Below are 23,449 nucleotides of genomic sequence, written 5' to 3'. Positions count from 1 at the left end.
TGTTGTTGTTTGCTTGGTACGTGGAAAGAGCCGGCTGCCTCGGGGCAACCGTGCGGTTACATCACTGGAAAACCTCAGGTTCCTCTCAGGGGCAGAGCAACACGGCAGGCCTGTCAGTCGCAGGCCTCCCCTGCCCGTTGCAGCAGGCGCCGGGCGCGGCCGAGCACGGGGGCGTCGACCATCTGCCCGTCGACCACGAACACCCCTGCACCACTGCTGGCAGCGGCCATCACCCGCCGCGCCCAGGCCAGTTCCTCGTCGGCCGGGCACAGCGCGCGGTGCACGATCTCGACCTGGGTGGGGTGGATGCACAGCAGTCCGTCGAAGCCCATGTCGCGTGCATCACGCGCCGTGCGGGCGAGCCCTTCACGGTCTTCGATGGCCGGGAAGACGCTGTCCAGCGGCGCCCCCAGACCGGCCACGCGCGACTGCAGGAGCAAGGCATAGCGGGCCTGGTCGAGGATGCGTTCGGCGGCGGCAGAACCGCTGCTCAGGCCCAGGTCCAGGCCCAGGTCGAGCGCGCCGAAGGACAGGCGCTCGACACCGTCGGCATGGGCGATGTCCGCCAGCGCCAGCAGCCCCGCCGCGCTCTCGATGATCGGCCAGACCGGCTTGGCGCAGGCCGCGACACGTGAGACATGGGCGGCAGACTCCACCTTGGGCAGCAACACGCCGACCACCCCGGCATGCCGGGCGCACAGGGCGATGTCGGCCGCATGCCCGGCATGCTCGGGGGCATTGATGCGCACCAGCAGGCGCGCCTCGGGGCTGGCGCTGAGGAAGGCATCGAGATTGGCCCGGGCCTCGACCTTCAGGCTCTCCTGCACGGCGTCTTCCAGATCGACGATCACGGCATCGGCGCCGACGGCGAGTGCCTTGGGGATACGCTCGGGACGGCTGGCCGGCACGAACAGGGCGCTGCGGATGATTGGCGTGTTCATGCTCGCACCTCTGTGCGGTTGGCAGGCGTGTGCTGGACGCAACGTGCGTCGGCCATCCTGCGCAATGAATGGCGGCACTCGGCCGGGAGGCGCTTGTCGGTCATACGGCCCCCTGCTGGTGCAGGCGCTGGATATCGCCGGCGGCATAGCCCAGCTCGGCGAGCAGCGCGTCGGTGTGCTGGCCCAGCGCGGGGATGGCGTCCATGCGTGGCTCGAAGGCGCTGTTGCGCCCCGGCGGCAGCAGGGCCGGCAGGCTGCCGCTGGGGCTGTCGACCTGACGCCAGCGCTGCCGCGCCTGCAGTTGCGGATGGGCCCAGACGCCGGCCATGTCGTTGACCTGGGCGTTGGCGATCTGCGCCTGCTCCAGGCGCTCGATCACCTGCGCCGCAGTCATGCGTGCAAAGGCCTCGAGGATGATCGCGCGCAGCTCGCTGCGGTTGGCCGAGCGCCGCGAGTTGGCGCTGAAGCGCTCGTCGCCGGCCAGCGCGGGCTGCTCCAGCACCTTGTCGCAGAACGCCGCCCATTCGCGCTCGTTCTGCAGGCCGAGCATCACCGTGCCGCCATCGCCGGCCGGGAACGGGCCATAGGGGTAGATGGTCGAGTGCGCTGCGCCCGCGCGTGGCGGCGGCGTGGCCCCCTCGTAGGCGTAGTACAGCGGGTACCCCATCCACTCCACCAGGCTCTCCAGCATCGACACGTCGACGCGGCTGCCGACGCCGGTGCGGCCACGCAGCATCAGCGCCGAGAGCACGCCGGTGTAGGCATACATGCCGGCCGCGATGTCGGCGATGGAGCAACCGGCCTTGGCCATCTCCTCCTCGCCCGGCCCGCCGGTGACGGAGAGAAAGCCGCCCTCGCTCTGGATCAGCAGGTCGTAGGCCTTCTTCTGCTCATAGGGGCCGCCCTCGCCGTAACCGGAAATGTCGCAGACGATCAGCCTGGGGAAGCGTTCGTGCAGGGCCTCGAACGACAGGCCCATGCGCGCGGCGGCGCCGGGCGCGAGGTTCTGTACCAGCACGTCGGCCTTGGCCAGCAGGCTGTCGAGCACCTGAGAGGCATCGTCCTGCTTGAGGTCGAGGGTCAGGCTTTCCTTGGAGCGGTTGGTCCAGACGAAGTGCGAGGCCAGGCCGCTGACGCGCTCGTCGTAGCCACGGGCGAAATCGCCACTGCCCGGACGCTCCACCTTGATCACCCGCGCGCCGAGGTCGGCGAGCTGGCGGGTGCAGAACGGCGCGGCGATGGCATGTTCCAGGCTGACCACGGTGATGCCATCCAGTGGCCGGGGTTGTTGTGCGTTGTTCATGTGCGGTTCCCTGATCCGTAGGGTGGATCGCGCTTCACCGATCCACCGGAAATTCGAAGTGAGCCGTCAGGCCAGGTTGCTCAGGTCAGCGCTGTCGCGCAGGCCCCAGACCCGCTCGATCAGCACGCCGGCCTCATCGCCACTGCGCTTGCCGGCGAAGGCCAGCAGGCGGCGGAACTTGTCTTCCAGCTCGGCGCGGCTGAGGGTGTTGCCGGGGTCGCCCTTGGGCTCGTCGATGGCGCTGAACAGCGTGCGGCCATCGCGGGTGAGCACTTCGACGCGACCCAGCCAGCGCTGCGGATAGGCGATGTCCACCTCGGGGTCCAGGCGCATCTGCACCTTGTCGCGAAACGCCGCCACGGCCGGGTCCTGCAGCGCCAGCTCGGCGAACTCGGTGAGCTGCGCCTTGCCATGCACGGCGATCAGGCCCAGCACGGTGCCCATGGAGAACTTGGCCTGGTGTACGCTCTGCGGCACCTTCACGCGGCCGAGCACGTCGATCGCGCCCTGGTGCACGCGGGCCGTCACCCGCTGGATGTCCTCGTGACGCAGGCGTTCGCGCTGCATCAGCGCCAGCAGGGCATCGGCAGCCGGATGGGTATGCCGGCAGGAGGCGTGGAACTTGAACGAGGTCTCCACCAGCGCCCAGCGCCGCCCGAGGCGATCGGACAGCTTGCGCGGGTCGGCATCACGGGACATTCCCGCCGCCATGCCCTGCTCGCCTTCGAGGATGTTCTGCGCGCCGGTCAAGCCCTGCTCGGTGAGGTAGGCGGCGAGCAGGCCATCGGCCGCTGCCTTGGCCGTGTGCAGCTGCTTGGAATCGGCAGCGTCGCGCAGGAACTCCCAGAGACCGGCGGCCTGGGTGCCGGCGTTGCCCAGCAGATGGATGAACTGCCGCTGGTCGAAATCCAGCAGCTTGCCCACGGCCACGGCGGCCGCCAGGGTGCCGACGGTGGCCGTGGTATGGAAGATGCGGTAGTGCGAACGGCCGAGGAACTCGCCAATGCGGATGCCCGCCTCGTAGCCGGCCACCGAGGCCAGCAGCAGTTCGCGGCCGGACTTGCCGAGGTCCTGCGCCGCTGCCAGCGCAGCCGGGAAGACCACAGTAGCCGGATGCAGCACCGAGCTGTTGTGCAGGTCGTCCTGCTCCACCAGGTGCGAGGACGCGGCATTGACCAGGGCGGCGAAGTACGCCGAGGTGCCCCGGCCGTTGACCAGGATGCGCGCCGGGCCCTCGGCCGGACCCATCTTCTGCGCGTAGGCCTCGAACAGCGGAATCGGTCGCGCACCTTCGCTGGCCAGGGCCGAGCCCAGCCAGTCGAGCAGCAGGTCCTCGGTGCGCTCCAGCACATGCTCGGGCAGGTCGTCGTAACGCAGCTCGGCGAGGAAGGCGGCGAGCTTCTGGGTGTCCGTGCTCATGGTCGGTTCCTCAGAAACTGCGTGGCAGCTCGAGCAGGTGCTCGGCCACATAGGACATGATCAGGTTGGTGGAGATCGGCGCCACCTGGTACAGACGGGTCTCGCGGAACTTGCGCTCGACGTCGTATTCGTTGGCGAAGCCGAAACCGCCGTGGGTCTGCAGGCAGGCGTTGGCCGCCGCCCAGGACGCTTCCGCCGCCAGGTACTTGGCCATGTTGGCGCTGGCCCCGGCGTTCTCGCCACGGTCGTACTGCTCGCAGGCGCGCCAGCGCATCAGGTCGGCCGCCTCCACTTCGATATGCGCCTTGGCGATGGGGAACTGCACGCCCTGGTTCTGGCCAATGGGGCGACCGAACACCACGCGGTCGCGTGCATACTGGCTGGCCTTCTCGATGAACCAGCGGCCATCGCCGATGCACTCGGCGGCGATCAGCGTACGCTCGGCATTGAGGCCGTCGAGGATGTAGCGAAAACCCTTGCCCTCCTCGCCGATCAGACTGCTGGCGGGAATCTCCAGGTTGTCGAAGAACAGCTCGTTGGTCTCGTGGTTGACCATGTTGGCGATCGGCTGCACGGTCAGGCCATTGCCGATGGCTTCGCGCAGGTCGACCAGGAAGATCGACATGCCTTCGGACTTGCGCTGCACCTCGGCCAGCGGCGTGGTGCGCGCCAGCAGGATCATCAGGTCGGAGTGCTGGATGCGCGAGATCCACACCTTCTGCCCGTTGATCACGTACGTGTCGCCCTTGCGCACGGCGGTGGTCTTGATCTTGGTGGTGTCGGTGCCGGTGGTCGGCTCGGTCACGCCCATCGACTGCAGGCGCAGCTCGCCACTGGCCAGTTTCGGCAGGTAGTAGCGCTTCTGCTCGTCACTGCCGTTACGCAGCAGGGTGAACATGTTGTACATCTGCCCGTGGATGGTCCCGGAGTTGCCGCCGCAGCGGTTGACCTCCTCGAGGATCACCGACGCCTCGGCCAGGCCCAGGCCCGAGCCGCCGTACTCTTCCGGGATCATCGCCGACAGCCAGCCGGCCTCGGTCATGGCGCTGACGAAGGCTTCCGGGAAGCCCTTCTCCTCGTCGATCTTGCGCCAGTATTCGGCGGGAAACTCCGCACACAGGGCGCGCACGCCTTCGCGGATGGCATTGAGTTCTTCGTTGTTGCTGGCGTTCATCACAGTTCCTCAGTGAGCCGTAGCCCGGATGCAATCCGGGGCGATTTCCCGGATTGCATCCGGGCTACGAACAATCAGTCGAATTGCACCTCGGCGCGCTGCGCCAGGCCGGCCTCGTTGCCCGCCCACAGTTCGGCATGGCCGACCTCGCTGATACGCCCGCCGACTTCGAAGGGCTGCGGTGCGATCAGCGGACGCAGGCCGCGGTAGGCGATGCGGCGCAGACGCGCCTGCGGGTTGGCGCGGCAGAAGGCGCGCAGGCTCAGCGTGGCGATCAGCGGGCCGTGCACGACCAGGCCGCTGTAGCCTTCGGTTTCGGTGACATAGGGCCAGTCGTAGTGGATGCGATGGCCGTTGAAGGTCACCGCGCTGTAGCGAAACAGCAGCGTGCTGCTCGGCGTCACCGCCTCGCGCCAGTCCCCGGCGACCAGTGGCTCGCCACTGCTGGCCTTGGGTGGACTGGGCTCGCGGTAGACGATGTCCTGTTCTTCGCGGATGGCCAGCTGGCCGTCCTGCAGGTAGTCGTGCTGCACGGTGACGAACAGCAGCGCGCCGGTGCGGCCGTGCTTTTCCTCGATGTGCGTGATGGTCGACACACGACTGGCCTCGCCGCCGACACGCAGCGCCTGGAAGAACTCGATGCGGCCACCGGCCCACATGCGGTTGCGGTCGTCAGCCGGCGGCAGGAAGCCACCGCGCGCCGGATGGCCATCCGTACCCAGGCCGTTCTCGGCCACGGGCTCCTGGAAGAACGCCCAGTGCCAGAGAGGGGGAAGTGCCTCGCCGTGGGCAGGCGTGGCGTCGCCCAGGGTGGCGGCGATGCGCTTGACCAGGTTACGGCTGATCTGGTCGTGGACTTCTTCGCTACGACCAATCCAGGCAGAGAAAGCAGAGTCGCTCATGGTGCAGGGTTCCGGCTCGTTCTTGTGTGGAGCAGAGCATGCAACCCGGCCTGCGTTCAGAGAATCTCCATTTATTTAATCCAGCGTTCGGATATGCTTAACGCCTTCACCACGCAGGGGCGACTTCTAGCCGCGATCCCCGGCCGATCGCTCCCAGCGGACCTTTGCGCCGTCACCGAGGCCACCATGCATTTCGACCTAGCCGACCTGCGCCTGTTCATCCATATCGCCGAGTCGCCCAGCCTGACCCAGGGCGCGCGCCGGGCCTTTCTCTCGCCGGCGGCAGCCAGCGCACGGATCAAGGCTCTGGAGGGCCAGCTGGGCAGCCGCCTGCTGTACCGCGACAGCCGTGGCGTCGAGCTGACCCCGGCGGGCCAGCGCCTGCTGCAGCACGCGCGGCTGATCATGCGCCAGGTGGACTACCTGAAAAGCGAGTTCACCGAATACGGCACCGACGCCGCCGGGCACATCCGCATCTTCGCCAACACCACGGCGGTCACCGAATTCCTCCCCGAGGTGCTGGCCGGCTTCCTCGCCGAGCGCCCCGGGGTCACCGTCGATCTGCAGGAGCGCCTGAGCCGCGACATCGTGCGCGGGGTGCTGGATGGTGCCGCCGACCTCGGCATCATCGCCGGCCCGGTGCAGGCAACGGGCTTGCAGGTGCTGCACTTCAGCACCGACCGCCTAGTGCTGGCGGTGCCCCTGGGCCATGCCCTGGCGCAACGGCAGTCGGTCAGTTTCAGCGACACCCTCGCCTATCAGCACATCGGCCTGCACGAGGGCAGCACCCTGCTGAGCTTTCTGCGCGAACAGGTGGAGAAGCTCGGCGGCACGCTCGCCCTGCGCATCCAGGTGTCGAGCTTCGAGGCCATCTGCCGGATGATCGAGGGCGGCGTGGGCATCGGCATCATTCCCGAGTCCGCCGCACGCCGGCACAGCCGCACCATGCAACTGGCCGTCCTGCAGCTGGACGAGGACTGGGCGGTACGCGAGCGCAGCATGCTGGTACGCGAGCTGGATGCGCTGCCGGGCAGCGTCCGTGCATTGATCGACAGGCTGACCCAGGGCGTCTGACGCCGGGCGGCGCCGGCAGGAACGGCAGGCAAAAAAAGGGCGACCATCAGGTCGCCCGCCCATTCAAGGCATTCCTGAAAAGGAATGCGGAAACGCTTGCACCCAAATCACGCAGGATGATCGGTACGGGCCCAGTGTCGCCCTCACCCACCCGCCTGCCTATTGCACCATGGTCGTATGCAGGCGAACTCGTAGGCGCGAGCCATACTGTTGGCAATCCGTAGTGGTGGATGAGGACACCTTCATGAGCCCCGAGCATCTCGCCCTCCTGCAACAGGCACCGGCCAGCAACAACACCGAGGACATCTGGGGCCGGATGTGTTGCGAGCAGGCCCTGCTGGCGCTGGAGGAGGGTTGCTACGCCGTCGGCGCGGTGCTGGTCAACGAGCGCCAGGAGCTGCTGTGCAGCGGCCGCAACCAGGTGTTCGCCAACGGCTTCGACAGCGCCGCCCATGCCGAGATGAAGGTCATCGACCAGCTCGAACGCCTGCACCCCGAGGTCGACCGCGACGGCCTGACGCTCTACGTCAGCCTGGAACCCTGCCTGATGTGCTACGGCCGCATCCTGCTCGCCGGCATACCGCGCGTGCGCTACCTGGCGCGTGACCAGGACGGTGGCTTCGCCGTGGGCCACGGCCAGCTGCCGCCTGTCTGGGAAAGCCTGGCCTCACGCCTGTCAGTGGCCCAGGCCGAGGTCGCGCCCTACTGGACCGAGCTGTCCGAACTGGCGATTCATCGCCTGCAGAACCGCCAGGCGCTGCGCCAACGGGTGGCCCGGGCCTGGCGCGGCCAGCCATGAGCACTGCCTAGTCCTTGCCCAGGCCATGCTGGCGCAGCTTGTTGGCGATGGTGGTGTGGGACACCCCGAGGCGCTTGCCCAGTTGCCGACTGCTCGGGTGATCGCGGAACAGACGCTCCAGCACCGCCTTCTCGAAGCGACCGAGAATGTCCTCGAGGCTGCCGTCCACCGAGAACTCGCCCAGCGGCTGCGGCGCGCCATAGTCCGGCAGGCGGATGTGCTCGGCCTTCACCGTGCCACCGTCGCACAGCGATACCGCCTGGAACAGCACGTTCTCCAGCTGCCGCACGTTGCCCGGCCAGTGGTAGTGCGCCATGCGTTCGAGGGCCGGCGGCGCCAGCCTGGGCAGCGCGCAACCGATCTGCCGGCTGGCCGAATCGAGGAAGTGCTCCACCAGCGGCGCCAGGCCATCGAGGCATTCGCGCAGCGGCGGGATGTGCAGGCTGAGCACGTTGAGGCGGTGGTAGAGGTCCTGGCGAAACTCGCCACGCGCGCACAGCTCGGAGAGATCGACCTGGGTGGCGCAGATCACCCGCACATCCAGGTACACCTCCTCGTCGCTGCCGACCCGGCGGAAACAGCCATCCTGGAGAAAGCGCAGCAACTTGGCCTGCAAGCGCGGGCTCATCTCGCCGACACCATCGAGAAACAGCGTACCGCCGGCCGTCAGTTCCAGCAGACCGAGCTTGCCTTCCGGCCGCGCGCCCTCGAAGGCGCCGGGGCCATAACCGAACAGCTCGGTCTCGGCCATGGATTCGGGCAGGCCGGCGCAGTTGAGGGCCATGAACGGCGACTGGCCGCGCGGGCTGGCCAGGTGGCAGGCGCGTGCCAGCAGTTCCTTGCCGGTGCCGGTCTCGCCCTCGATCAGCAGCGGCGCATCCAGTGGCGCCATGCGCCGCGCCTCCTTGACCACCGCCGCCATCACCTTCGAGCTCTGGAAGATCGAGTCGAACCCGCGCAGCTCCTGCTTGCGCACATGGTAGATGCGCTCGCCGACGCGATCGGCGCGGTGCAGGGTCAGCACGGCGCCGGCCAGCGCCTCACTGTCGTCATGCTCGTTCTGCAGCGGCGCGATGTCGGCGAGGAACACGTCCCCCCTGATCTTCACGCGCAGGCCGTTGATCCGCGTCTTGTTGGCGCGCACCAGCTCGGGCAGGTCGAAGTCCTCGGCGTAACGCGACAGCGCCATGCCGGGCACCTCGTCCACCCGCACGCCGAGCAACTGCGCGGCACTGCGGTTGGCGGCGACGATGCTGCCGCCCATGTCGATCGACAGCACCGGAAAATCCAGAGCGCCGAGCAGTGCGTTGAGTTCCAGATGGCGCCGCTCGCTGGGCATCAGGCCGACGCGCTTGACGCCGAACACGCCGGGAATCGCCTCGAACTTGGGGCGCAGCGACTGGAATTGCAGGTTGATCAGGTTCGGGCAGTGCAGGTAGATGGCGTTGCCCTGCTCGCCGCCGACTTCACCACGGGCAACGTTGATGCCGTAGTCGACCAGCAGGTTGAGGATGTCACGCAGGATGCCGACACGGTTCTGGCAATGGACCTTGATACGCATGGCGCAGGCTCTTGTGGGTCTTGTTATGGGCCGTCACGCCTGGAAATTCGCCGCGACGGCATATTTTCCGTCAAGAATATGTGACAGTTTCGCGTGACAGCAAGCTGAAAGCCGGCCACCCCACCAAAGTCGTAATCAAAACTTTACGATTTAACCCCCCATCCGCGCGTATCCCGTCTGGCCTGCCCCCTGTTCGGCGGAGCGATCGCAGGCATGCTCTGGTCAAGACAAGAACAACAGCCCCCTGAAGGAGGCAGCGATGAAGAGCACGCAGTACCTGGCCCGAGAACCGGACGACAGTGGCTTTATCCACTACCCCGAGGCCGAGCATCAGGTGTGGAACACCCTGATCACCCGCCAACTGAAGGTGATCGAGAACCGTGCCTGCCAGGAATACCTGGACGGCATCGAACAGCTCGGCCTGCCGCTGGAGCGCATCCCGCAGCTGGGCGAGATCAACCGGGTGCTCGAAGCCAGCACCGGCTGGCGCGTGGCACGGGTGCCGGCGCTGATTCCGTTCCAGACCTTCTTCGAGCTGCTGGCCAGCAAGCAGTTTCCCGTCGCCACCTTCATCCGCACGCCCGAAGAACTGGACTACCTGCAGGAGCCGGACATCTTCCACGAGATCTTCGGCCACTGCCCGCTGCTGACCAACCCCTGGTTCGCCGAATTCACCCACACCTACGGCAAGCTCGGCCTGCAGGCCACGAAAGAGCAACGCGTCTACCTGGCGCGCCTGTACTGGCTGACCATCGAGTTCGGCCTGCTCGACACCCCGGCAGGCCGACGCATCTACGGCGGCGGCATCCTGTCCTCGCCGAAGGAAACCCTCTACGCCCTGTCCGACGTACCCGAGCACCAGGCCTTCGATCCGCTGGAAGCGATGCGCACGCCGTATCGCATCGATATCCTGCAACCGGTGTACTTCGTCCTGCCGGAGCTCAAGCGCCTGTTCGAGCTGGCCCAGCAGGACATCATGGCGCTGGTGCAACAGGCCATGAGCCTGGGCCTGCATGCCCCGAAGTTTCCGCCGAAAGCCGCGTAGGGTGGACATGCCGCCAGGCTTGTCCACCATCGCTATAGCAGTAGCCCGGATGAAATCCGGGATGGCCCTCAGACATCGCCCCGGATTTCATCCGGGCTACGAACAATCAGGAGAACCCCAATGAGTCTTGCCCAAGCCCAGTGCGAAGCCTGCCGCGCCGATGCGCCGAAAGTGTCCGATGAGGAGCTGGCCGAGCTGATCCGCGAGATTCCCGACTGGAACATCGAGGTGCGCGGCGACCACATGGAGCTGGAGCGCGTCTACCTGTTCAGGAACTTCCGCCACGCCCTGGCCTTCACCAACGCCGTCGGTGCCATCGCCGAGGAAGTCGGTCACCACCCTGCCCTGCTCACCGAATGGGGCAAGGTCACCGTCACCTGGTGGAGCCACGAGATGCGCGGCCTGCACCGCAACGACTTCATCATGGCGGCCCGCACCGATGTACTCGCCGCCAGTGCCGAGGGCCGCAAGTGAGCCATTTCGCCGCTGTCGCCCGCGTGCCCGGCGACCCGATCCTCAGCCTGATGGAGGCGTATCGCCTGGACAGCAACCCGGCGCGCCTGGACCTGGGGGTCGGCGTGTACAAGGATGCCCAGGGCCTGACGCCGATCCCGCGTGCGGTGAAGCTGGCCGAGCAGCAGCTGATCGACAGCGAGCGCACCAAGACCTACGTCGGTGGCCACGGTGATGCGGCGTTCGGCGCCCTGCTCAGCGAGCTGGTCCTGGGCGCGGGTTCCGCCCTGCTCGCCGAGCAGCGTGCCGGGGCGACGCAGACCCCCGGCGGCACCGGCGCCCTGCGCCTGGCCGGCGACTTCATCCGCCACTGCCTGCCGGGACGCGGCATCTGGCTGAGCGACCCGACCTGGCCGATCCACGAGACGCTGTTCGCCGAGGCCGGTCTCAAGGTCGGCCACTACCCTTACGTCGGCGCCGACAATCGCCTCGACGTGGAGGCCATGATCGCGGCACTCACCCACCTGCCCAAGGGCGATGTGGTCCTGCTGCATGCCTGCTGCCACAACCCCACCGGCTTCGACCTCGCTCCGCGTGACTGGAAGCGCGTGCTGGAAGTGGTCAAGGCTCGCGAACTGCTGCCGCTGATCGACTTCGCCTACCAGGGCTTCGGCGATGGCCTGGAGGACGATGCCTGGGCAGTGCGCCTGTTCGCCGCCGAGCTGCCCGAACTGCTGATCACCAGCTCCTGCTCGAAGAACTTCGGCCTCTATCGCGAGCGCACCGGTGCCCTGATCGTCTGCGCCGCCGATGCCGAGAAGCTGCTCGACATCCGCAGCCAGCTGGCGTCCATCGCACGCAACCTGTGGTCGACACCACCCGCCCATGGCGCCGCCGTGGTCGCGCAGGTGCTGGGCGACGAGGCGCTCAAGCGCCTGTGGCTGGACGAACTGGAAGGTATGCGTCAGCGCGTCGCCAGCCTGCGCCGCGGCCTGGTCGAAGCCCTGGCACCGCACGGTCTGAGCGAGCGCTTCGCGCACATCGCCAAGCAGCGCGGCATGTTCTCCTACACCGGCCTGACAGCGGTGCAGGTGCAACGCCTGCGCGAGGAGTTCAGCGTGTACATGGTCGGCAGCGGCCGTGCCAACGTCGCCGGACTGGATGCCACGCGCCTGGAGCAGCTGGCCAGCGCCATCGCCCGGGTCTGCGTGAACTGAGTCGGCGGGCGGCGGTCACTATGGCCTGCCGCCTGCCCGCTTCACGGCTATAGTGCGGTCAACGCCATCCACGACGGATTCGCCAATGGCCGTACCCAGCAACATCCTCTTTCGCGCCTACCAGCGCATCATCCACAGCCTGGCCTTCTACCCGACGCTGATCGCCATCGGCTTCTTCCTGCTGTGCGTGCTGACCATGGCCATCGAATATCGCCCCTGGATGATGGCGCTCAAGGAGAATTTCGACATCGGCCTGGTGCGCAACGCGGACAACGCCAGGCTGATCCTCGGCACCCTGGTGGCCGGCATCCTCTCGCTGATGGTGTTCAGCTTCTCGATGGTCATGGTGGTGCTCAACAACGCTGCGGCCTCGCTCTCGCCACGGGTGATTCCGGGCCTGATCAGCAGCAAGGGGCACCAGAAGACCCTCGGCATCTACCTGGGCAGCATCCTCTATGCGCTGCTGCTGATCACCACCATCGAACAGGGCGACAGCGAGCGGGTGCCGAGCCTCGGCGTGCTGATCACCCTGGCCCTGGGCATCACCTGCCTGGGCCTGTTCGTGCACTTCATCCGCTCCATCTCGCAGTCCATCCAGGTCGAGCACATTCTCAGCAATCTCTACGGCGCCAGCCTGGAAAAGCTCGACGCCTGCCAGGCGAACCTGGCCGACCGGGAGCAGCAACCCGAGTGGCCGGACGACAGCGCCTGGGTGACGATCAATGCGCAGCGCAACGGCTACTTCAAGGCCCTCAACGTCAGCGAAGCCAACGCCCTGCTGCGCCGCCACCAGGTGCGCATGACGGTCCTCGCCCACCGCGGTTTCTTCGTCACCGAAGGCCATCCACTGCTGCGCCTGGAGCGCCCGCTGGACGAAGACGTCTGCCAGCAACTGCTCGACTGCTTCGACTTCTTCATCGAGGAGTACGCCAGCACCCACTACTTCTTCGGCTGCCGGCAGATGGCGGAGATCGCCGTGAAGGCGCTCAGCCCCGGCATCAACGATCCGGGTACCGCGATCAAGACCGTCGACCTGCTCAGCGTGCTGCTGAGCAGACGCCTGGCACTCGGCGACCGCGACTTCGTGCCGCTGCCCGACGAACCGCCACGACTGTCCTACCACGAACTCTCGCTGGACCAGTTGCTGCTGCAACTGCTGGGGCCGATTCGGGCCTACGGCGCGGCGGACGTCAGCGTGCTGAGCAGCCTGCTGCAGGCGTTCAAGAACCTGCTGCACCGCCCCTGCAGCCCGGCGCAGCGTGAGGTGCTGCTGTGCCATGCGCGCAGCGTGCGGGACACCGCCGAGCGCCACCTGCTCGAGCGTCGCGAGCGCGAGGAAATCAACGCGTTCATCGCGCGCCTGAACCGCACGCTGCCTGCGGAACAGCGCCCGCTGCTGCCCCTGCCGGATGCCAGCGACGCCCCATGACGGGGCACCAGGCACCATCGAAAAATTGATCGACCGTTTATCAGTAAAAATACTTCATATATATCAATAGGTTGGAAACACATCAGGAAAACCATGGCGTGCTTCATGCTTGCCATCGAGGGCACAGTTCCCTAGGGTAGTTCGCATGTGGTCCCTGATTGCCCCCATCAGTTCGTTGCTGAGCGGGGTCGCGTTACTCCTGCTCGGCAATGGCCTGCTCAACACCCTACTGACCCTGCGTGGCGTCGCCGAAGGCTACTCCACGACGATGCTCGGACTGATCATGTCCGGGTACTTCGTCGGGTTCCTCCTCGGCACCTGGCTGGCGACTCCGCTGGTCCGGCGCATCGGGCATATCCGTGCATTCGCCTGTTGCGCGGCGCTGGCCGCCATCGCCGCCCTGCTCCACCTGCTGCTGATCGACCCGTGGATCTGGCTGGGCCTGCGCGTGCTCTACGGCCTGGCCCTGGTGACGCTGTACATGGTCATCGAAAGCTGGCTCAACGCCCAGGCGGCGAACGAGAAACGCGGCCAGGTGTTCGCCGTGTATATGGCGGTCAACCTCGGTGCCCTGGCCCTGGCCCAGCAACTGCTGCACCTGGCCGACCCGGTGCAGTTCACCCTGTTCGCCATCGCCGCGATTCTGATCAGCGCCGCGCTGATGCCCATCACCCTGACCCGCCAGGCGCAACCGAGCCTGCCGGAAACGCCACCGAGCAACCTGCGCCAGCTGTGGAGCATCGCGCCGCTGGCCATCGTCGCCGCCGGCCTGTCCGGCCTGGCCCTCGGTGCCTTCTGGGGCATGGCGCCGGTATACGCCAGCCTGGCCGGCTTCGATACCCCCGGCGTCGGCCTGCTGATGACCGCGACCATTCTCGGCGGCGCCCTGCTGCAATGGCCGATCGGCATCTACTCGGACCGTCACGACCGCCGCCAGGTGCTGCTCTGGGTCGTGCTGCTGGCCGTCGGCCTGGCGCTGGTCATGAGCCTGCTGCCCGCCGGACCGCTGCTGCTCGGCGCCATCTTCATCTGGGGTGGCCTGGCCTTCGCCATCTACCCCATCGCCGTGGCGCAGCTGATCGACCAGTTGCACAGCGACGAGATCCTTTCCGGCTCCGCCAGCCTGCTGATGGTCAATGGCATCGGCTCGGTCTGCGGGCCGCTTTTGGCCGGCGTGTTGATGGAGCAGCTGGGCGCCACGGCACTGCCGCTGTACTTCGCCAGCACCCTCGGCCTGCTGGCCGCCTACACCCTCTACCGGCTGCGCCATGTCAGCGATCTGGTCAGCGGCGACGCCGCCCACTTCGTGCCCATGCTGCGCACCAGCCCCACGGTGCTGGAGCTGATGCCCGATGCGCCGCCACATGAACACGAACCCATGGAGGACACCCCGAACCCCGTGTCCTGAAGACGTCAACCGGCTGTTTCGGCAAGGCCCCGAGCCTATCCCAAGCAGCCAGAACCCGGCCTGCCGGCCGCTCGCACGAGCCGCGCCGCACTGGCCACTTCTGGAGAAACAACGATGCTATTAGCCACCGACCTAGATGGAACCTTTCTCGCCGGCGATCCCGAGGATCGTCTGAGCCTCTATCAGACCATCGCCGCTCACCCCGAGATCAAGCTCGCCTACGTCACCGGGCGCAGCCTGGAGGCGGTGCTGCCGCTGCTGGCCGACCCGACGCTGCCGCAGCCGGACTACATCATCGCCGACGTCGGGGCGACCCTGGTGCACGGCGACAGCCTGCAGCCGATCCAGCCGTTGCAGAGCCTGGTCGATGCCCACTGGCCCGGTGAGAGCCAGGTCGCCAGCGCCATCGAATCCTTCGGCCTGGAACGCCAGGACGTGCCGCAGGCGCGCCGCTGTTCCTACTTCTGCACGCCCGAGCAGGCGGCCAACCCGGCGCTGCGCGAAGCAGCGGAGCAGCTGGGCTGCGACCTGCTGTACTCCGCCGAGCTGTACCTGGACTTCCTGCCCCGGGGCGTGAACAAGGGCAGCAGCCTCAAGGCCCTGGCCGACTGGCTGGAGCTGAACCATGACCAGGTGCTGGCGGCGGGCGACACGCTCAACGACCTGTCCATGCTCAGCGCCAGCTTCCATGGCGTGTGCGTCGGCCAGTCCGAGGGCGCGCTGCTGGAAGCCACCCGTCATCATTCGCGGACCCTGCACGCCAACCGCCCCGGCTGTGGCGGCATCCTCGAGGCCTTCGCCCACTTCGGCTTCCTCGGCGAGCACGGCATCGCCGCCGAACGTCGCCAGGCAGCACAACCTGGCAAGTCCGAGCTGGTGATGGTCTATCACCGCCTGCCCTACGAGGAATACCGCAACGCCGCCGGCAAGCTGCAGCGTCGCCGTCCCACCTCGCCCAACGGCATCATCCCGACCCTGCTGAGCTTCTTCGGCGACGGCCGCCCCGGCTCCTGGGTCGCCTGGGCCGTGCACGAGGACGACGACGAGCCGTTCGACAGCCACACCACGGTGGATGCCGAGCGCTATCCCAAGCTCACCGCAGCGCGGGTCAAGCTGAGCAAGGAAGAGGTCGACATCTTCTACAAGCGCTTCTCCAAGGAGGCCTTCTGGCCGACCCTGCACACCTTCTGGGAGCGCGCCACCTTCAACGAGGACGACTGGCAGATCTTCCTCAAGGTCAACCGCGCCTTCGCCGAGCGCACCGCGCTGGAAGCCGCCGAAGGCGCCATCGTCTGGCTGCACGACTACAACCTGTGGATGGTCCCGGCCTACCTGCGCGAGCTGCGCCCGGACCTGCGCATCGCCTTCTTCCACCATACCTACTTCCCCTCGGCGGACGTGTTCAACGTGCTGCCCTGGCGCCGGCAGATCGTCGGCAGCCTGCTGCAGTGCGACTACATCGGCTTCCACATTCCGCGCCAGGTGGAGAACTTCGTCGACGTCGCCCGTGGCGTGTTCCCGCTCAAGACCCTGGAACGGCAGAACTGCGCGCCGCGCTTCATCACCTACGGTTGCGCCGTGGGCCTGGAGCGCATGACCACCGCCCTCGACACCGGCACCCGCCAGGTCAAGCTCGGCGCCCATCCGGTCGGGCTGGACATCGACCGCGTGCGCAGCGCCCTGGAGGCGCCGAAGATCAAGGAGCTGATGGGCCAGCTGCGTGAGGAGATGAAAGGCGTCAAGCTGATCCTCTCGGTGGAACGCCTCGACTACACCAAGGGCATCCTGGAAAAGCTCAATGCCTACGAGCGTCTGCTTGCGGACAATCCCGAACTGATCGGCAAGGTCACCCTGGTCACCGTGTGCGTACCGGCAGCCAAGGAAATGACCATCTACGACGAGCTGCAGACGCAGATCGAACAGGCCGTGGGGCGCATCAACGGCCGCTTCGCACGGATCGGCTGGACGCCGCTGCAGTTCTTCTTCCGCAGCCTGCCGTTCGAGGAAGTCAGCGCCTGGTACGCCATGGCCGACGTGATGTGGATCACCCCGCTGCGAGACGGCCTCAACCTGGTGGCCAAGGAGTTCGTCGCCGCCCAGGGCCTGCTCGACGGACGTGGCGTGCTGGTGCTGTCGGAGTTCGCCGGTGCGGCAGCCGAACTCAAGGGGGCGCTGCTGACCAACCCGCATGACCCGGCCGACCTGGCGCAGACCTGCTACCTGGCCCTCAACCTGCCGAAGAGCGAGGCGCAGGCGCGCCTGCGCGAGCTGTTCGATATCGTCTGCTACAACGACATCCGCCGCTGGGGCGAGGAATTCCTCGCCGGCGTGCAGCTCCAGCAGGAGCCCGAGCCGCTGACGCTGGTGAGCTAGCAGCACCAACGGGTGGAGGCCGCGCCTTGTGGCAGGCGCTTCAGCGGCGAGCCTCTCGACTGATCGCGGCTGAAGCCCCTCCCACCGAGCACCGTCGGATAGCTGCTCGTGCAGGAACCGCTTCAGTCTTTCGCGGCTGAAGCGCAATGCCGCGCAGGATGCAATCCCGCGTTCCCGGATTGCACCCTGTCGCCGTCAGCCCTGCTGGCTATCGACCACGCAGTTGATCATCCACGGCACACCGAAACGGTCGGTGAGCATGGCGAAGCGGGTCGCCCAGAAGGTGGCCTGCAGCGCCATCTGCACCTCGCCACCCTCCGAGAGTGCCGCGTACAGGCGCTCGGCCTCGGGCACGTTGTCCACCTGCAGGGAAATCGAGCAGCCCTTGATGCCCTCGTGCGGGTACTGCGGAATGGTGTCGGATGCCATCAGCACCTGGTCGCCCGCCGTCAGGCACACGTGCATCACCCGGTCATGGAACTGTGCCGGCACCTCGCCGGCCTCCGGGCTGTCAGCGAAGCGCATCAGCTCCAGCTTGCCGCCCAGCAGCTCGGCGTAGAAGTTGAAGGCCGCTTCGCACTGGCCGTCGAAGATCAGATAGGCATGGATTTTCATCGATTCTCTCCTCAGTCTTCAGCGCACATGCGTGCGCGAATGCGTTCTTCCTGCTCACGCAATTCGGGGGTGAACTCGGCGCCGAAATCCTCGGCATCGAAGATCTGCCGAATCTCGATGTCGGACTCGCCAGGCATGGGATTGGGGCAACGCTTGACCCAGTCGATGCAGGCCTGCAGCGACTCGACCTGGAAGATCCAGAAACCGGCCACCAGCTCCTTGGTTTCCATGAACGGGCCATCGATCACCGTGCGCTGCGCGCCGGAAAACCGCACCCGCGCGCCCTTCGAGCTGGGGTGCAGGCCTTCGGCGGCCTGGATCACACCGGCCGCCGCCAGTTCCTCGTTGTACTGACCCATGGCCGTCAGCAGCTCCTCGCTGGGCATCATGCCGGCCTCGGAATCTGCGGTTGCTTTGACAATCACCATGAAACGCATCGCCTTTCTCCTTGTTCGAGTCGAATCGCGCGCAGGGCGTCTCCCTACGGCTGACAGTGAACCCTGGGCGGGGTTCTATGCAGTAGTCGAACGGGCAACGGAAGAATCGACAGGCGCCGGAAAAAAATTTCAGCGCACGTTCGACGCTGCGAACCGGCGTCGCCGCCCACCCCACTGAATGAACGCCCGGCGACAGCACGCGCTGCACACCGGACCCAGGCCACTCTAGTACAGGGTCGAGCGATTGGGCGCCCAATTGCCGGGCGCCGTACGGGAGGGATCGATGAACGAGGGTGCGCCCGGCGCACCGACACCGGCTCGGCTCAGACGCGGAAGCGGCTGACCAGCACCTGCAGATGGTTGCCCAGTCGCGCCAGTTCCACCGAGCTGGCCGCCGTTTCCTCGCTGGCAGCGGCGGTCTGTTCGGCGACGTCGCGCACGTTGAGCACGCTGCGGCCGATCTCCTCGGCAACCGCGCCCTGCTGCTCGGCAGCCGCAGCGATCTGCTGGTTCATCGACTGGATGTTGGAGACCTTCTGGTTGATCACCCCCAGCGCCGAGCCGGCCTTGCGCGCCAGCTCGACGCTACCTTCGGTCAGGCCACGGCTTTCCGCCAGCACGCCCGCCACCTGCTGGGTACCACGCTGCAAGGCCCCGATCAGCGCCTCGATCTCCTCGGTGGACTGCTGCGTGCGCCGCGCCAGGCCGCGCACCTCGTCGGCCACCACGGCGAAACCGCGCCCGGCCTCGCCGGCGCGGGCGGCTTCGATGGCGGCGTTGAGCGCCAGCAGGTTGGTCTGGTCGGCAACGGCCTTGATCACGTCCATCACGCTGCCGATCTTCTCGCTTTCCTTCTGCAGCAGGTTCATCGCATCGGTAGAGCGCACCATCTCGCCGGCCAGCACCTCGATCTGTTCGATCGCCTCGTTCACCACCTGGTCGCCCTGGTGCGCCTCGGCGTCGGCATCGGCGGCCGCGAGCGACGCCTGCTCGGCATTGCGCGCCACCTCGTTCACCGTCGCGGACATCTCCTGCATGGCGGTCGCGACCTGATCGGTCTCCTGCTTCTGGCTGTTGACCCCGGCGCTGGTCTGCTCGGTCACCGCCGACAGTTCTTCGGCGGCACTGGCGATCTGGCTCACGCTGTCACGAATGCCACCAATGAGCTCGCGCAGGGACTGGCCCATGCGCTGGACGCCTTGCTGCAGCACGCCGATCTCGTCGCGGCGGGTGCTCGGCGGCAGATCGGTGAGGTCGCCGGAGGCGATGCGCTCCACCACCGCCAGCGTGTCGCCCAGCGGTCGGGTGATCTGCCGGGTGATCAGGATCGCCGAACCGATGCCGATGGCCAGTGCCACCAGCGTGGTGATCAGCTGCATGGACTTGGCGGCGGCCGTGTCGCTGTCACGCTGCAGCACCTGGTTGTGGATGAGCTGATCGCTCAGTTTGACGATTTCGTTGCCGGTCCGGTCCAGTTCGTCACGCGCCGCGATCGCCGCCGTGTTGGCCTGCTGGAAGGCCGTCACCACCGCCCGGTAGCTGTCGAAGCCACGCTGAATGGCCTCGACCTGCGCCGCACTCTCGCTGCCCATCGACACCTCGAGCTGAGCCAGGCTGTCGGCGGTTCGCTGCACCTGGCGAACCACCGCGGCTTCGCTGTCGGCATTGACCTTGGCGGTGTAGCCACGCACCTCGTAGCGCATCAGCTGGATGCCTTCCTTGGCATCACGCATGGCCCGGTAGCGCACCTGCCGCTGCGGGTCGTACTCCGGCATGCGCGCGATCACCGCGTCGAGGGCCTCGATCTCGGCGAAGACTTCACGGGCCAGGCGGCCCATCTCCTGACGCGTCGCGGCGGCGTCGGCGAAGGCGCTGCGCATGGTCGTCAGGGCCTCCTGATAATGGGCGATCTGGCCGTTCTGCTGCTTGAGCAGGCGGATGTTATCGGCCGACCTGAAGTTGCCCATGATGCGCTCGTGCGATGCGCGGTAGAGGTCGAGCGCACGCTGCATCTCGTCTCCCAGCGCCTTGTCGCCGTTGCTCATCACGTAACGCACGCGGTTGACTCTCAGGTCATCGAGCAGGTTGTTGACCTCATTGATCTCGATGACCCGCTGGCCGCGCTCGATGAGGCGGCCGATACCGTCCCAGCCGGTGATCGCCAGAAGCAGGGTAAGCAGAAGCACGAGGCCGAAACTGATAGCGAGCTTGAGGGTGACACTGACATTGCCGAGCCATTTGCTCATGAAATTCTCCGTCCAAGGAATGGGGATTGGATATCCGCTGGAGAATTGTTCTTGTTGCCAGCACGCTAACCACGGCACTCGGAAGTGACTGATCGGTCGACGATATCATGGCGCCACTATTAAGTCATCATTCAACTAGATGACCATATAAGTAGCCTTGGACGGAAATTGATCGAGCGCCCTGCTTCAGCCCAACAGCTGCAGGGCCTCGGCGCTGCACTGCTGGATCCGCGCCCAGTCGCCGTTCTCCACCCACTCGCGCTGGAACATCCAGGTACCGCCCACGCACATGACGTTGGGCTGCTCCATGTAGCGCTGCAGGTTGTCCGGATTGACGCCGCCGGTAGGACAGAAGCGCACGCCACCGAAAGGCCCGGACAGCGCCTTGAGCGCCGCGACGCCGCCGCACAGCTCCGCCGGGAACAGCTTGAAGCGGCGGTAGCCGAGGGCGTAGCCGACCATCAGCTCCGAGGCGCTGCTCACCCCCGGCAGCAAGGGCAAGGGATTGTCCAGCGCCGCCAGCAGCAGCTCGCGCGTGCTCCCCGGCGTGACGATGAACTGCGCGCCAGCGGCGGTAGCCGCCTCCAGCATCTGCTCATCCAGCACGGTGCCGGCACCGACGCAGAGCTCGGGCCGTTCGGCGCGCAGACGACGGATCGCCTCCAGGCCGTGCTCCGAGCGCAGGGTCACTTCCAGCACGCGCAGACCACCTGCCGCCAGGGCATCGGCCAGCGGCAGGATGTCCGCCTCGCGGGCGATGGTGATCACCGGCATGATCCGCGCCTGGGCACAGATGCGGTCGATCTCGGCGATCTTTTCGGCCATGCGCGCGCGCTGGTCTTGGTCGAGGCTGGTCATGTCAGGGGCACCAATGAATTTCGAGAGGGGAATGCAGGAAAGCGCGGATCGGCAGCTCGGCGATCTCACCCGGCAGCAGCGCCGCGCTCAGTGTGTTCAGTTTCGCCTGGCCCTGGATCGCCAGCAGCGGCAGGCGCGCACGGGCCAGTACCGGCAGGGTCAGGGTCAGGCGTTGCGTCGGCTCGCTCGGCGCGAGCATCGCCAGGACGCGACGCGGGCAATCCGCCTGCAGCGCCTGCCGCAGGTGGGCGCTGCCGGGGAACAGCGAGGCGGTATGGCCATCGTCGCCCATGCCCAGCACCAGCACATCGATGTCTGCCATCTCGGCGACGGCGGCATCGGCCAGCTCGGCGGCCTGCTCATGGCTGCCAGCGACCTGATAGAGGCTGAGAAAGCGCGCCTCGGCAGCCGCCCCGCGCAACAGATGACGGCGCACCAGGGCTTCGTTGCTGGCCGCATGATTGACCGGCACCCAGCGCTCGTCGGCCAGGCTCACCAGCACCTGCGCCCAGGGCAGCACCTGCTGCGCCAGCGCCTCGAAGAACGCCACCGGGCTGCGCCCGCCGGACACCACCAGGGTCGCCTGGCCACGCTCGGCAAGCGCCTGGCGCAGTGCAGCGGCAACGCGCTGCGCCAGTGCCTCGGCCAGTTGCCCGGCATCGCCGTGCGCGCAGCCGTTGACCCCCGGCGGCAACGGCAGCTCAGAGATCGCCATACCAGCTCCTCCCGTCGCGAGTGATCAGCGCCACCGCGGCCATCGGCCCCCAGCTGCCTGCCGTGTAGGGTTTCGGCGCTTCGCCCAGACGCTGCCAGCCGTCGATCAGCTGATCGCACCACTGCCAGGCATACTCGATCTCGTCCTTGCGCACGAACAGGTTCTGGTTGCCGCGCATCACCTCCAGCAGCAACCGCTCGTAGGCGTCGGGGATGCGGGCGCTGCGATAGGTATCGGAGAAGCTCAGCTGCAGCGGCCCGCTGCGCAGCTGCATGCCCTTGTCCAGGCCCTGGTCCTTGGTCAGCACCTGCAAGGCGATGCCCTCGTCCGGCTGCAGGCGGATGATCAGCTTGTTGCCGATCAGCTGGCGCTGTTCCGGGGCGAAGATGTAGTGCGGCGGCGCCTTGAAGTGGATGACGATCTGCGACAGCTTCTGCGGCATGCGCTTGCCGGTGCGCAGGTAGAACGGCACGCCGGCCCAGCGCCAGTTGCGGATGTCCGCACGCAGGGCGACGAAGGTCTCGGTGTCGCTCTGCGTGTTGGAGTTCTCTTCCTCCAGGTAGCCGGGCACCGGCCGCCCGTCGCTGCTGCCGGCGACGTACTGGCCGCGCACCACACGCTGGCCGAGCTGCTCGACGCTGATCGGCTCCAGCGCCTTGAGCACCTTGACCTTCTCGTCACGGATGCTGTCGGCGGAGAGGTCGCTGGGCGGGTCCATGGCGATCAGGCAGAGCAGCTGCAGCAGGTGATTCTGGATCATGTCGCGCAACTGCCCGGCCTGGTCAAAGTAGCCCCAGCGCCCTTCGATCCCCACCTTCTCGGCCACGGTGATTTCCACGTGGGAGATATGGTTCTGGTTCCACTGGGTCTCGAACAGGCTGTTGGCGAAGCGCAGGGCGATCAGGTTCTGCACCGTCTCCTTGCCCAGGTAATGGTCGATGCGATAGACGCGGTTCTCGGGGAACACCCGGGCCACAGCATCGTTGACCGCGCGCGAGGACGCCAGGTCGTGACCGATGGGCTTCTCCAGCACCACCCGCGTGCCCTCGGCCAGGCCGACGGCCGCCAGGTTGCTGCAGATGCCGCCATAGACGGAGGCCGGCGTGGCGAAGTAGGCGATCAGCTGATCCTGCGGGCTGACGTGCTCGAGCAGCGCCGCGTAGTCCTCGGCCTTGAGAAAATCCATGCTCAGGTAGTTCAGCCGCGCCAGGAAACGCGAGAGATCGACGTCCGTCAGTTCCTTGGCCGGCACGTGCAGGCGCAGCGCCTGCTCGATGGCGCCCAGGTGGCTGTCCGGGGTCCCGGCCTCGCGGGCCAGCGCCAGGATGCGCGTGCCATCGTGCAGCAAACCGGCACGATCGAGTTGATAAAGCGCGGGAAACAGCTTGCGCAAGGCGAGATCACCCAGGGCACCGAACAGGGCGAAGGTACAGGATTCAAGCTTGATTGCGGCCATGAGATTGTTCTTTTATCAAGATGC

Annotated in this window: 20 protein-coding genes; 8 read left to right on the top strand and 12 right to left on the bottom strand. The window is 66.9% G+C overall.

Annotated elements, in window-relative coordinates; all coding sequences use genetic code 11:
• Positions 1-113 precede the first annotated feature (113 nt).
• The 5 genes from EPK82_RS16055 to EPK82_RS16035 all read right to left on the bottom strand — a co-directional run bounded on the left by EPK82_RS16055 (position 114) and on the right by EPK82_RS16035 (position 5,739).
• A complete protein-coding gene (locus EPK82_RS16055) occupies positions 114-941 on the bottom strand; it encodes an HpcH/HpaI aldolase/citrate lyase family protein (protein ID WP_134677222.1) in 828 nt (275 codons plus the stop codon).
• Between the two features lie 100 nt (positions 942-1,041).
• Positions 1,042-2,244: a CaiB/BaiF CoA transferase family protein gene (locus tag EPK82_RS16050; RefSeq protein ID WP_134677221.1), complete on the bottom strand. Its 1,203-nt coding sequence runs from the start codon at positions 2,242-2,244 to the stop codon at positions 1,042-1,044.
• 66 nt (positions 2,245-2,310) lie between these two features.
• Positions 2,311-3,663 (bottom strand): MmgE/PrpD family protein, encoded by a 1,353-nt coding sequence (locus EPK82_RS16045; protein ID WP_134677219.1) that lies wholly within the window; start codon positions 3,661-3,663, stop codon positions 2,311-2,313.
• Between the two features lie 10 nt (positions 3,664-3,673).
• On the bottom strand, positions 3,674-4,837 hold the full coding sequence (locus EPK82_RS16040; RefSeq protein ID WP_037056365.1) for an acyl-CoA dehydrogenase family protein: 1,164 nt from the start codon (positions 4,835-4,837) through the stop codon (positions 3,674-3,676).
• 74 nt (positions 4,838-4,911) lie between these two features.
• Positions 4,912-5,739: an FAS1-like dehydratase domain-containing protein gene (locus EPK82_RS16035; protein ID WP_037056367.1), complete on the bottom strand. Its 828-nt coding sequence runs from the start codon at positions 5,737-5,739 to the stop codon at positions 4,912-4,914.
• Between the two features lie 186 nt (positions 5,740-5,925).
• On the opposite strand from EPK82_RS16035, the gene EPK82_RS16030 reads away from it, so the two are divergent.
• Both EPK82_RS16030 and EPK82_RS16025 read left to right on the top strand, forming a co-directional pair.
• A complete protein-coding gene (locus tag EPK82_RS16030; RefSeq protein WP_037056369.1) occupies positions 5,926-6,813 on the top strand; it encodes a LysR family transcriptional regulator in 888 nt (295 codons plus the stop codon).
• A 244-nt stretch (positions 6,814-7,057) separates the two neighbouring features.
• On the top strand, positions 7,058-7,612 hold the full coding sequence (locus EPK82_RS16025) for a nucleoside deaminase (RefSeq protein WP_037056371.1): 555 nt from the start codon (positions 7,058-7,060) through the stop codon (positions 7,610-7,612).
• A 7-nt stretch (positions 7,613-7,619) separates the two neighbouring features.
• Here the strand turns inward: EPK82_RS16025 and EPK82_RS16020 are convergent, their stop codons facing one another.
• Positions 7,620-9,173, bottom strand: a complete 1,554-nt coding sequence (locus EPK82_RS16020; RefSeq protein WP_037056373.1) for a sigma-54-dependent phenylalanine hydroxylase transcriptional regulator PhhR — start codon at positions 9,171-9,173, stop codon at positions 7,620-7,622.
• A gap of 259 nt (positions 9,174-9,432) precedes the next feature.
• Here EPK82_RS16020 and phhA point away from each other — a divergent pair, with 259 nt between their 5' ends.
• The 6 genes from phhA (at position 9,433) to ggpS (ending at position 17,098) form a co-directional block, all read left to right on the top strand.
• Positions 9,433-10,218, top strand: coding sequence for a phenylalanine 4-monooxygenase (phhA, locus tag EPK82_RS16015; protein ID WP_037056375.1), 786 nt, complete (start codon positions 9,433-9,435; stop codon positions 10,216-10,218).
• A 120-nt stretch (positions 10,219-10,338) separates the two neighbouring features.
• The gene (locus tag EPK82_RS16010; protein ID WP_037056381.1) at positions 10,339-10,692 is read left to right on the top strand and encodes a 4a-hydroxytetrahydrobiopterin dehydratase; all 354 of its coding nucleotides are present in this window, start codon (positions 10,339-10,341) and stop codon (positions 10,690-10,692) included.
• Complete coding sequence (locus tag EPK82_RS16005; protein WP_134677217.1) at positions 10,689-11,888, top strand: amino acid aminotransferase; 1,200 nt, start codon at positions 10,689-10,691, stop codon at positions 11,886-11,888. The genes EPK82_RS16010 and EPK82_RS16005 overlap by 4 nt, the downstream gene beginning before the upstream one ends.
• Before the next feature lie 85 nt (positions 11,889-11,973).
• Complete coding sequence (locus EPK82_RS16000) at positions 11,974-13,317, top strand: DUF2254 domain-containing protein (RefSeq protein WP_134677215.1); 1,344 nt, start codon at positions 11,974-11,976, stop codon at positions 13,315-13,317.
• 145 nt (positions 13,318-13,462) lie between these two features.
• Positions 13,463-14,725 (top strand): MFS transporter, encoded by a 1,263-nt coding sequence (locus EPK82_RS15995; RefSeq protein WP_037056385.1) that lies wholly within the window; start codon positions 13,463-13,465, stop codon positions 14,723-14,725.
• A gap of 114 nt (positions 14,726-14,839) precedes the next feature.
• Positions 14,840-17,098 carry a glucosylglycerol-phosphate synthase gene (gene ggpS, locus EPK82_RS15990; RefSeq protein WP_047588528.1) on the top strand — a complete coding sequence of 753 codons (2,259 nt, stop codon included), beginning with the start codon at positions 14,840-14,842 and terminating at the stop codon, positions 17,096-17,098.
• Between the two features lie 195 nt (positions 17,099-17,293).
• On the opposite strand, the gene EPK82_RS15985 is transcribed toward ggpS, so the two are convergent.
• From EPK82_RS15985 to zwf, 6 genes are all read right to left on the bottom strand, one after another.
• Complete coding sequence (locus tag EPK82_RS15985) at positions 17,294-17,713, bottom strand: VOC family protein (RefSeq protein ID WP_037056387.1); 420 nt, start codon at positions 17,711-17,713, stop codon at positions 17,294-17,296.
• Positions 17,714-17,724: 11 nt separating this feature from the next.
• Complete coding sequence (locus EPK82_RS15980; RefSeq protein WP_037056390.1) at positions 17,725-18,150, bottom strand: YciI family protein; 426 nt, start codon at positions 18,148-18,150, stop codon at positions 17,725-17,727.
• Positions 18,151-18,473: 323 nt separating this feature from the next.
• Positions 18,474-20,396, bottom strand: a complete 1,923-nt coding sequence (locus tag EPK82_RS15975) for a methyl-accepting chemotaxis protein (protein ID WP_134677213.1) — start codon at positions 20,394-20,396, stop codon at positions 18,474-18,476.
• A 186-nt stretch (positions 20,397-20,582) separates the two neighbouring features.
• Complete coding sequence (locus EPK82_RS15970; protein WP_037056395.1) at positions 20,583-21,254, bottom strand: bifunctional 4-hydroxy-2-oxoglutarate aldolase/2-dehydro-3-deoxy-phosphogluconate aldolase; 672 nt, start codon at positions 21,252-21,254, stop codon at positions 20,583-20,585.
• Position 21,255: 1 nt separating this feature from the next.
• Positions 21,256-21,969 (bottom strand): 6-phosphogluconolactonase, encoded by a 714-nt coding sequence (gene pgl / locus EPK82_RS15965; RefSeq protein ID WP_037056397.1) that lies wholly within the window; start codon positions 21,967-21,969, stop codon positions 21,256-21,258.
• The gene (gene zwf / locus EPK82_RS15960) at positions 21,956-23,425 is read right to left on the bottom strand and encodes a glucose-6-phosphate dehydrogenase (protein ID WP_134677211.1); all 1,470 of its coding nucleotides are present in this window, start codon (positions 23,423-23,425) and stop codon (positions 21,956-21,958) included. The genes pgl and zwf overlap by 14 nt, the downstream gene beginning before the upstream one ends.
• Positions 23,426-23,449 lie beyond the last annotated feature (24 nt).

It is taken from the genome of Ectopseudomonas khazarica, assembly GCF_004521985.1.
GTDB classification, from domain to species: domain Bacteria; phylum Pseudomonadota; class Gammaproteobacteria; order Pseudomonadales; family Pseudomonadaceae; genus Aquipseudomonas; species Aquipseudomonas khazarica.
The sequence above is the reverse complement of the archived record's forward strand: the minus strand, read 5'-3'. Positions and strand labels throughout refer to the sequence as shown.

What these genes read in the sequence shown, in the direction of transcription:
- EPK82_RS16055 (WP_134677222.1), bottom strand. Translation starts at nt 941, where the DNA reads ATGAACACGCCAATCATCCGCAGCGCCCTGTTCGTGCCGGCCAGCCGT.
- EPK82_RS16050 (WP_134677221.1), bottom strand. Translation starts at nt 2,244, where the DNA reads ATGAACAACGCACAACAACCCCGGCCACTGGATGGCATCACCGTGGTC.
- EPK82_RS16045 (WP_134677219.1), bottom strand. Translation starts at nt 3,663, where the DNA reads ATGAGCACGGACACCCAGAAGCTCGCCGCCTTCCTCGCCGAGCTGCGT.
- EPK82_RS16040 (WP_037056365.1), bottom strand. Translation starts at nt 4,837, where the DNA reads ATGAACGCCAGCAACAACGAAGAACTCAATGCCATCCGCGAAGGCGTG.
- EPK82_RS16035 (WP_037056367.1), bottom strand. Translation starts at nt 5,739, where the DNA reads ATGAGCGACTCTGCTTTCTCTGCCTGGATTGGTCGTAGCGAAGAAGTC.
- EPK82_RS16030 (WP_037056369.1), top strand. Translation starts at nt 5,926, where the DNA reads ATGCATTTCGACCTAGCCGACCTGCGCCTGTTCATCCATATCGCCGAG.
- EPK82_RS16025 (WP_037056371.1), top strand. Translation starts at nt 7,058, where the DNA reads ATGAGCCCCGAGCATCTCGCCCTCCTGCAACAGGCACCGGCCAGCAAC.
- EPK82_RS16020 (WP_037056373.1), bottom strand. Translation starts at nt 9,173, where the DNA reads ATGCGTATCAAGGTCCATTGCCAGAACCGTGTCGGCATCCTGCGTGAC.
- phhA (WP_037056375.1), top strand. Translation starts at nt 9,433, where the DNA reads ATGAAGAGCACGCAGTACCTGGCCCGAGAACCGGACGACAGTGGCTTT.
- EPK82_RS16010 (WP_037056381.1), top strand. Translation starts at nt 10,339, where the DNA reads ATGAGTCTTGCCCAAGCCCAGTGCGAAGCCTGCCGCGCCGATGCGCCG.
- EPK82_RS16000 (WP_134677215.1), top strand. Translation starts at nt 11,974, where the DNA reads ATGGCCGTACCCAGCAACATCCTCTTTCGCGCCTACCAGCGCATCATC.
- EPK82_RS15995 (WP_037056385.1), top strand. Translation starts at nt 13,463, where the DNA reads ATGTGGTCCCTGATTGCCCCCATCAGTTCGTTGCTGAGCGGGGTCGCG.
- ggpS (WP_047588528.1), top strand. Translation starts at nt 14,840, where the DNA reads ATGCTATTAGCCACCGACCTAGATGGAACCTTTCTCGCCGGCGATCCC.
- EPK82_RS15985 (WP_037056387.1), bottom strand. Translation starts at nt 17,713, where the DNA reads ATGAAAATCCATGCCTATCTGATCTTCGACGGCCAGTGCGAAGCGGCC.
- EPK82_RS15980 (WP_037056390.1), bottom strand. Translation starts at nt 18,150, where the DNA reads ATGCGTTTCATGGTGATTGTCAAAGCAACCGCAGATTCCGAGGCCGGC.
- EPK82_RS15975 (WP_134677213.1), bottom strand. Translation starts at nt 20,396, where the DNA reads ATGAGCAAATGGCTCGGCAATGTCAGTGTCACCCTCAAGCTCGCTATC.
- EPK82_RS15970 (WP_037056395.1), bottom strand. Translation starts at nt 21,254, where the DNA reads ATGACCAGCCTCGACCAAGACCAGCGCGCGCGCATGGCCGAAAAGATC.
- pgl (WP_037056397.1), bottom strand. Translation starts at nt 21,969, where the DNA reads ATGGCGATCTCTGAGCTGCCGTTGCCGCCGGGGGTCAACGGCTGCGCG.
- zwf (WP_134677211.1), bottom strand. Translation starts at nt 23,425, where the DNA reads ATGGCCGCAATCAAGCTTGAATCCTGTACCTTCGCCCTGTTCGGTGCC.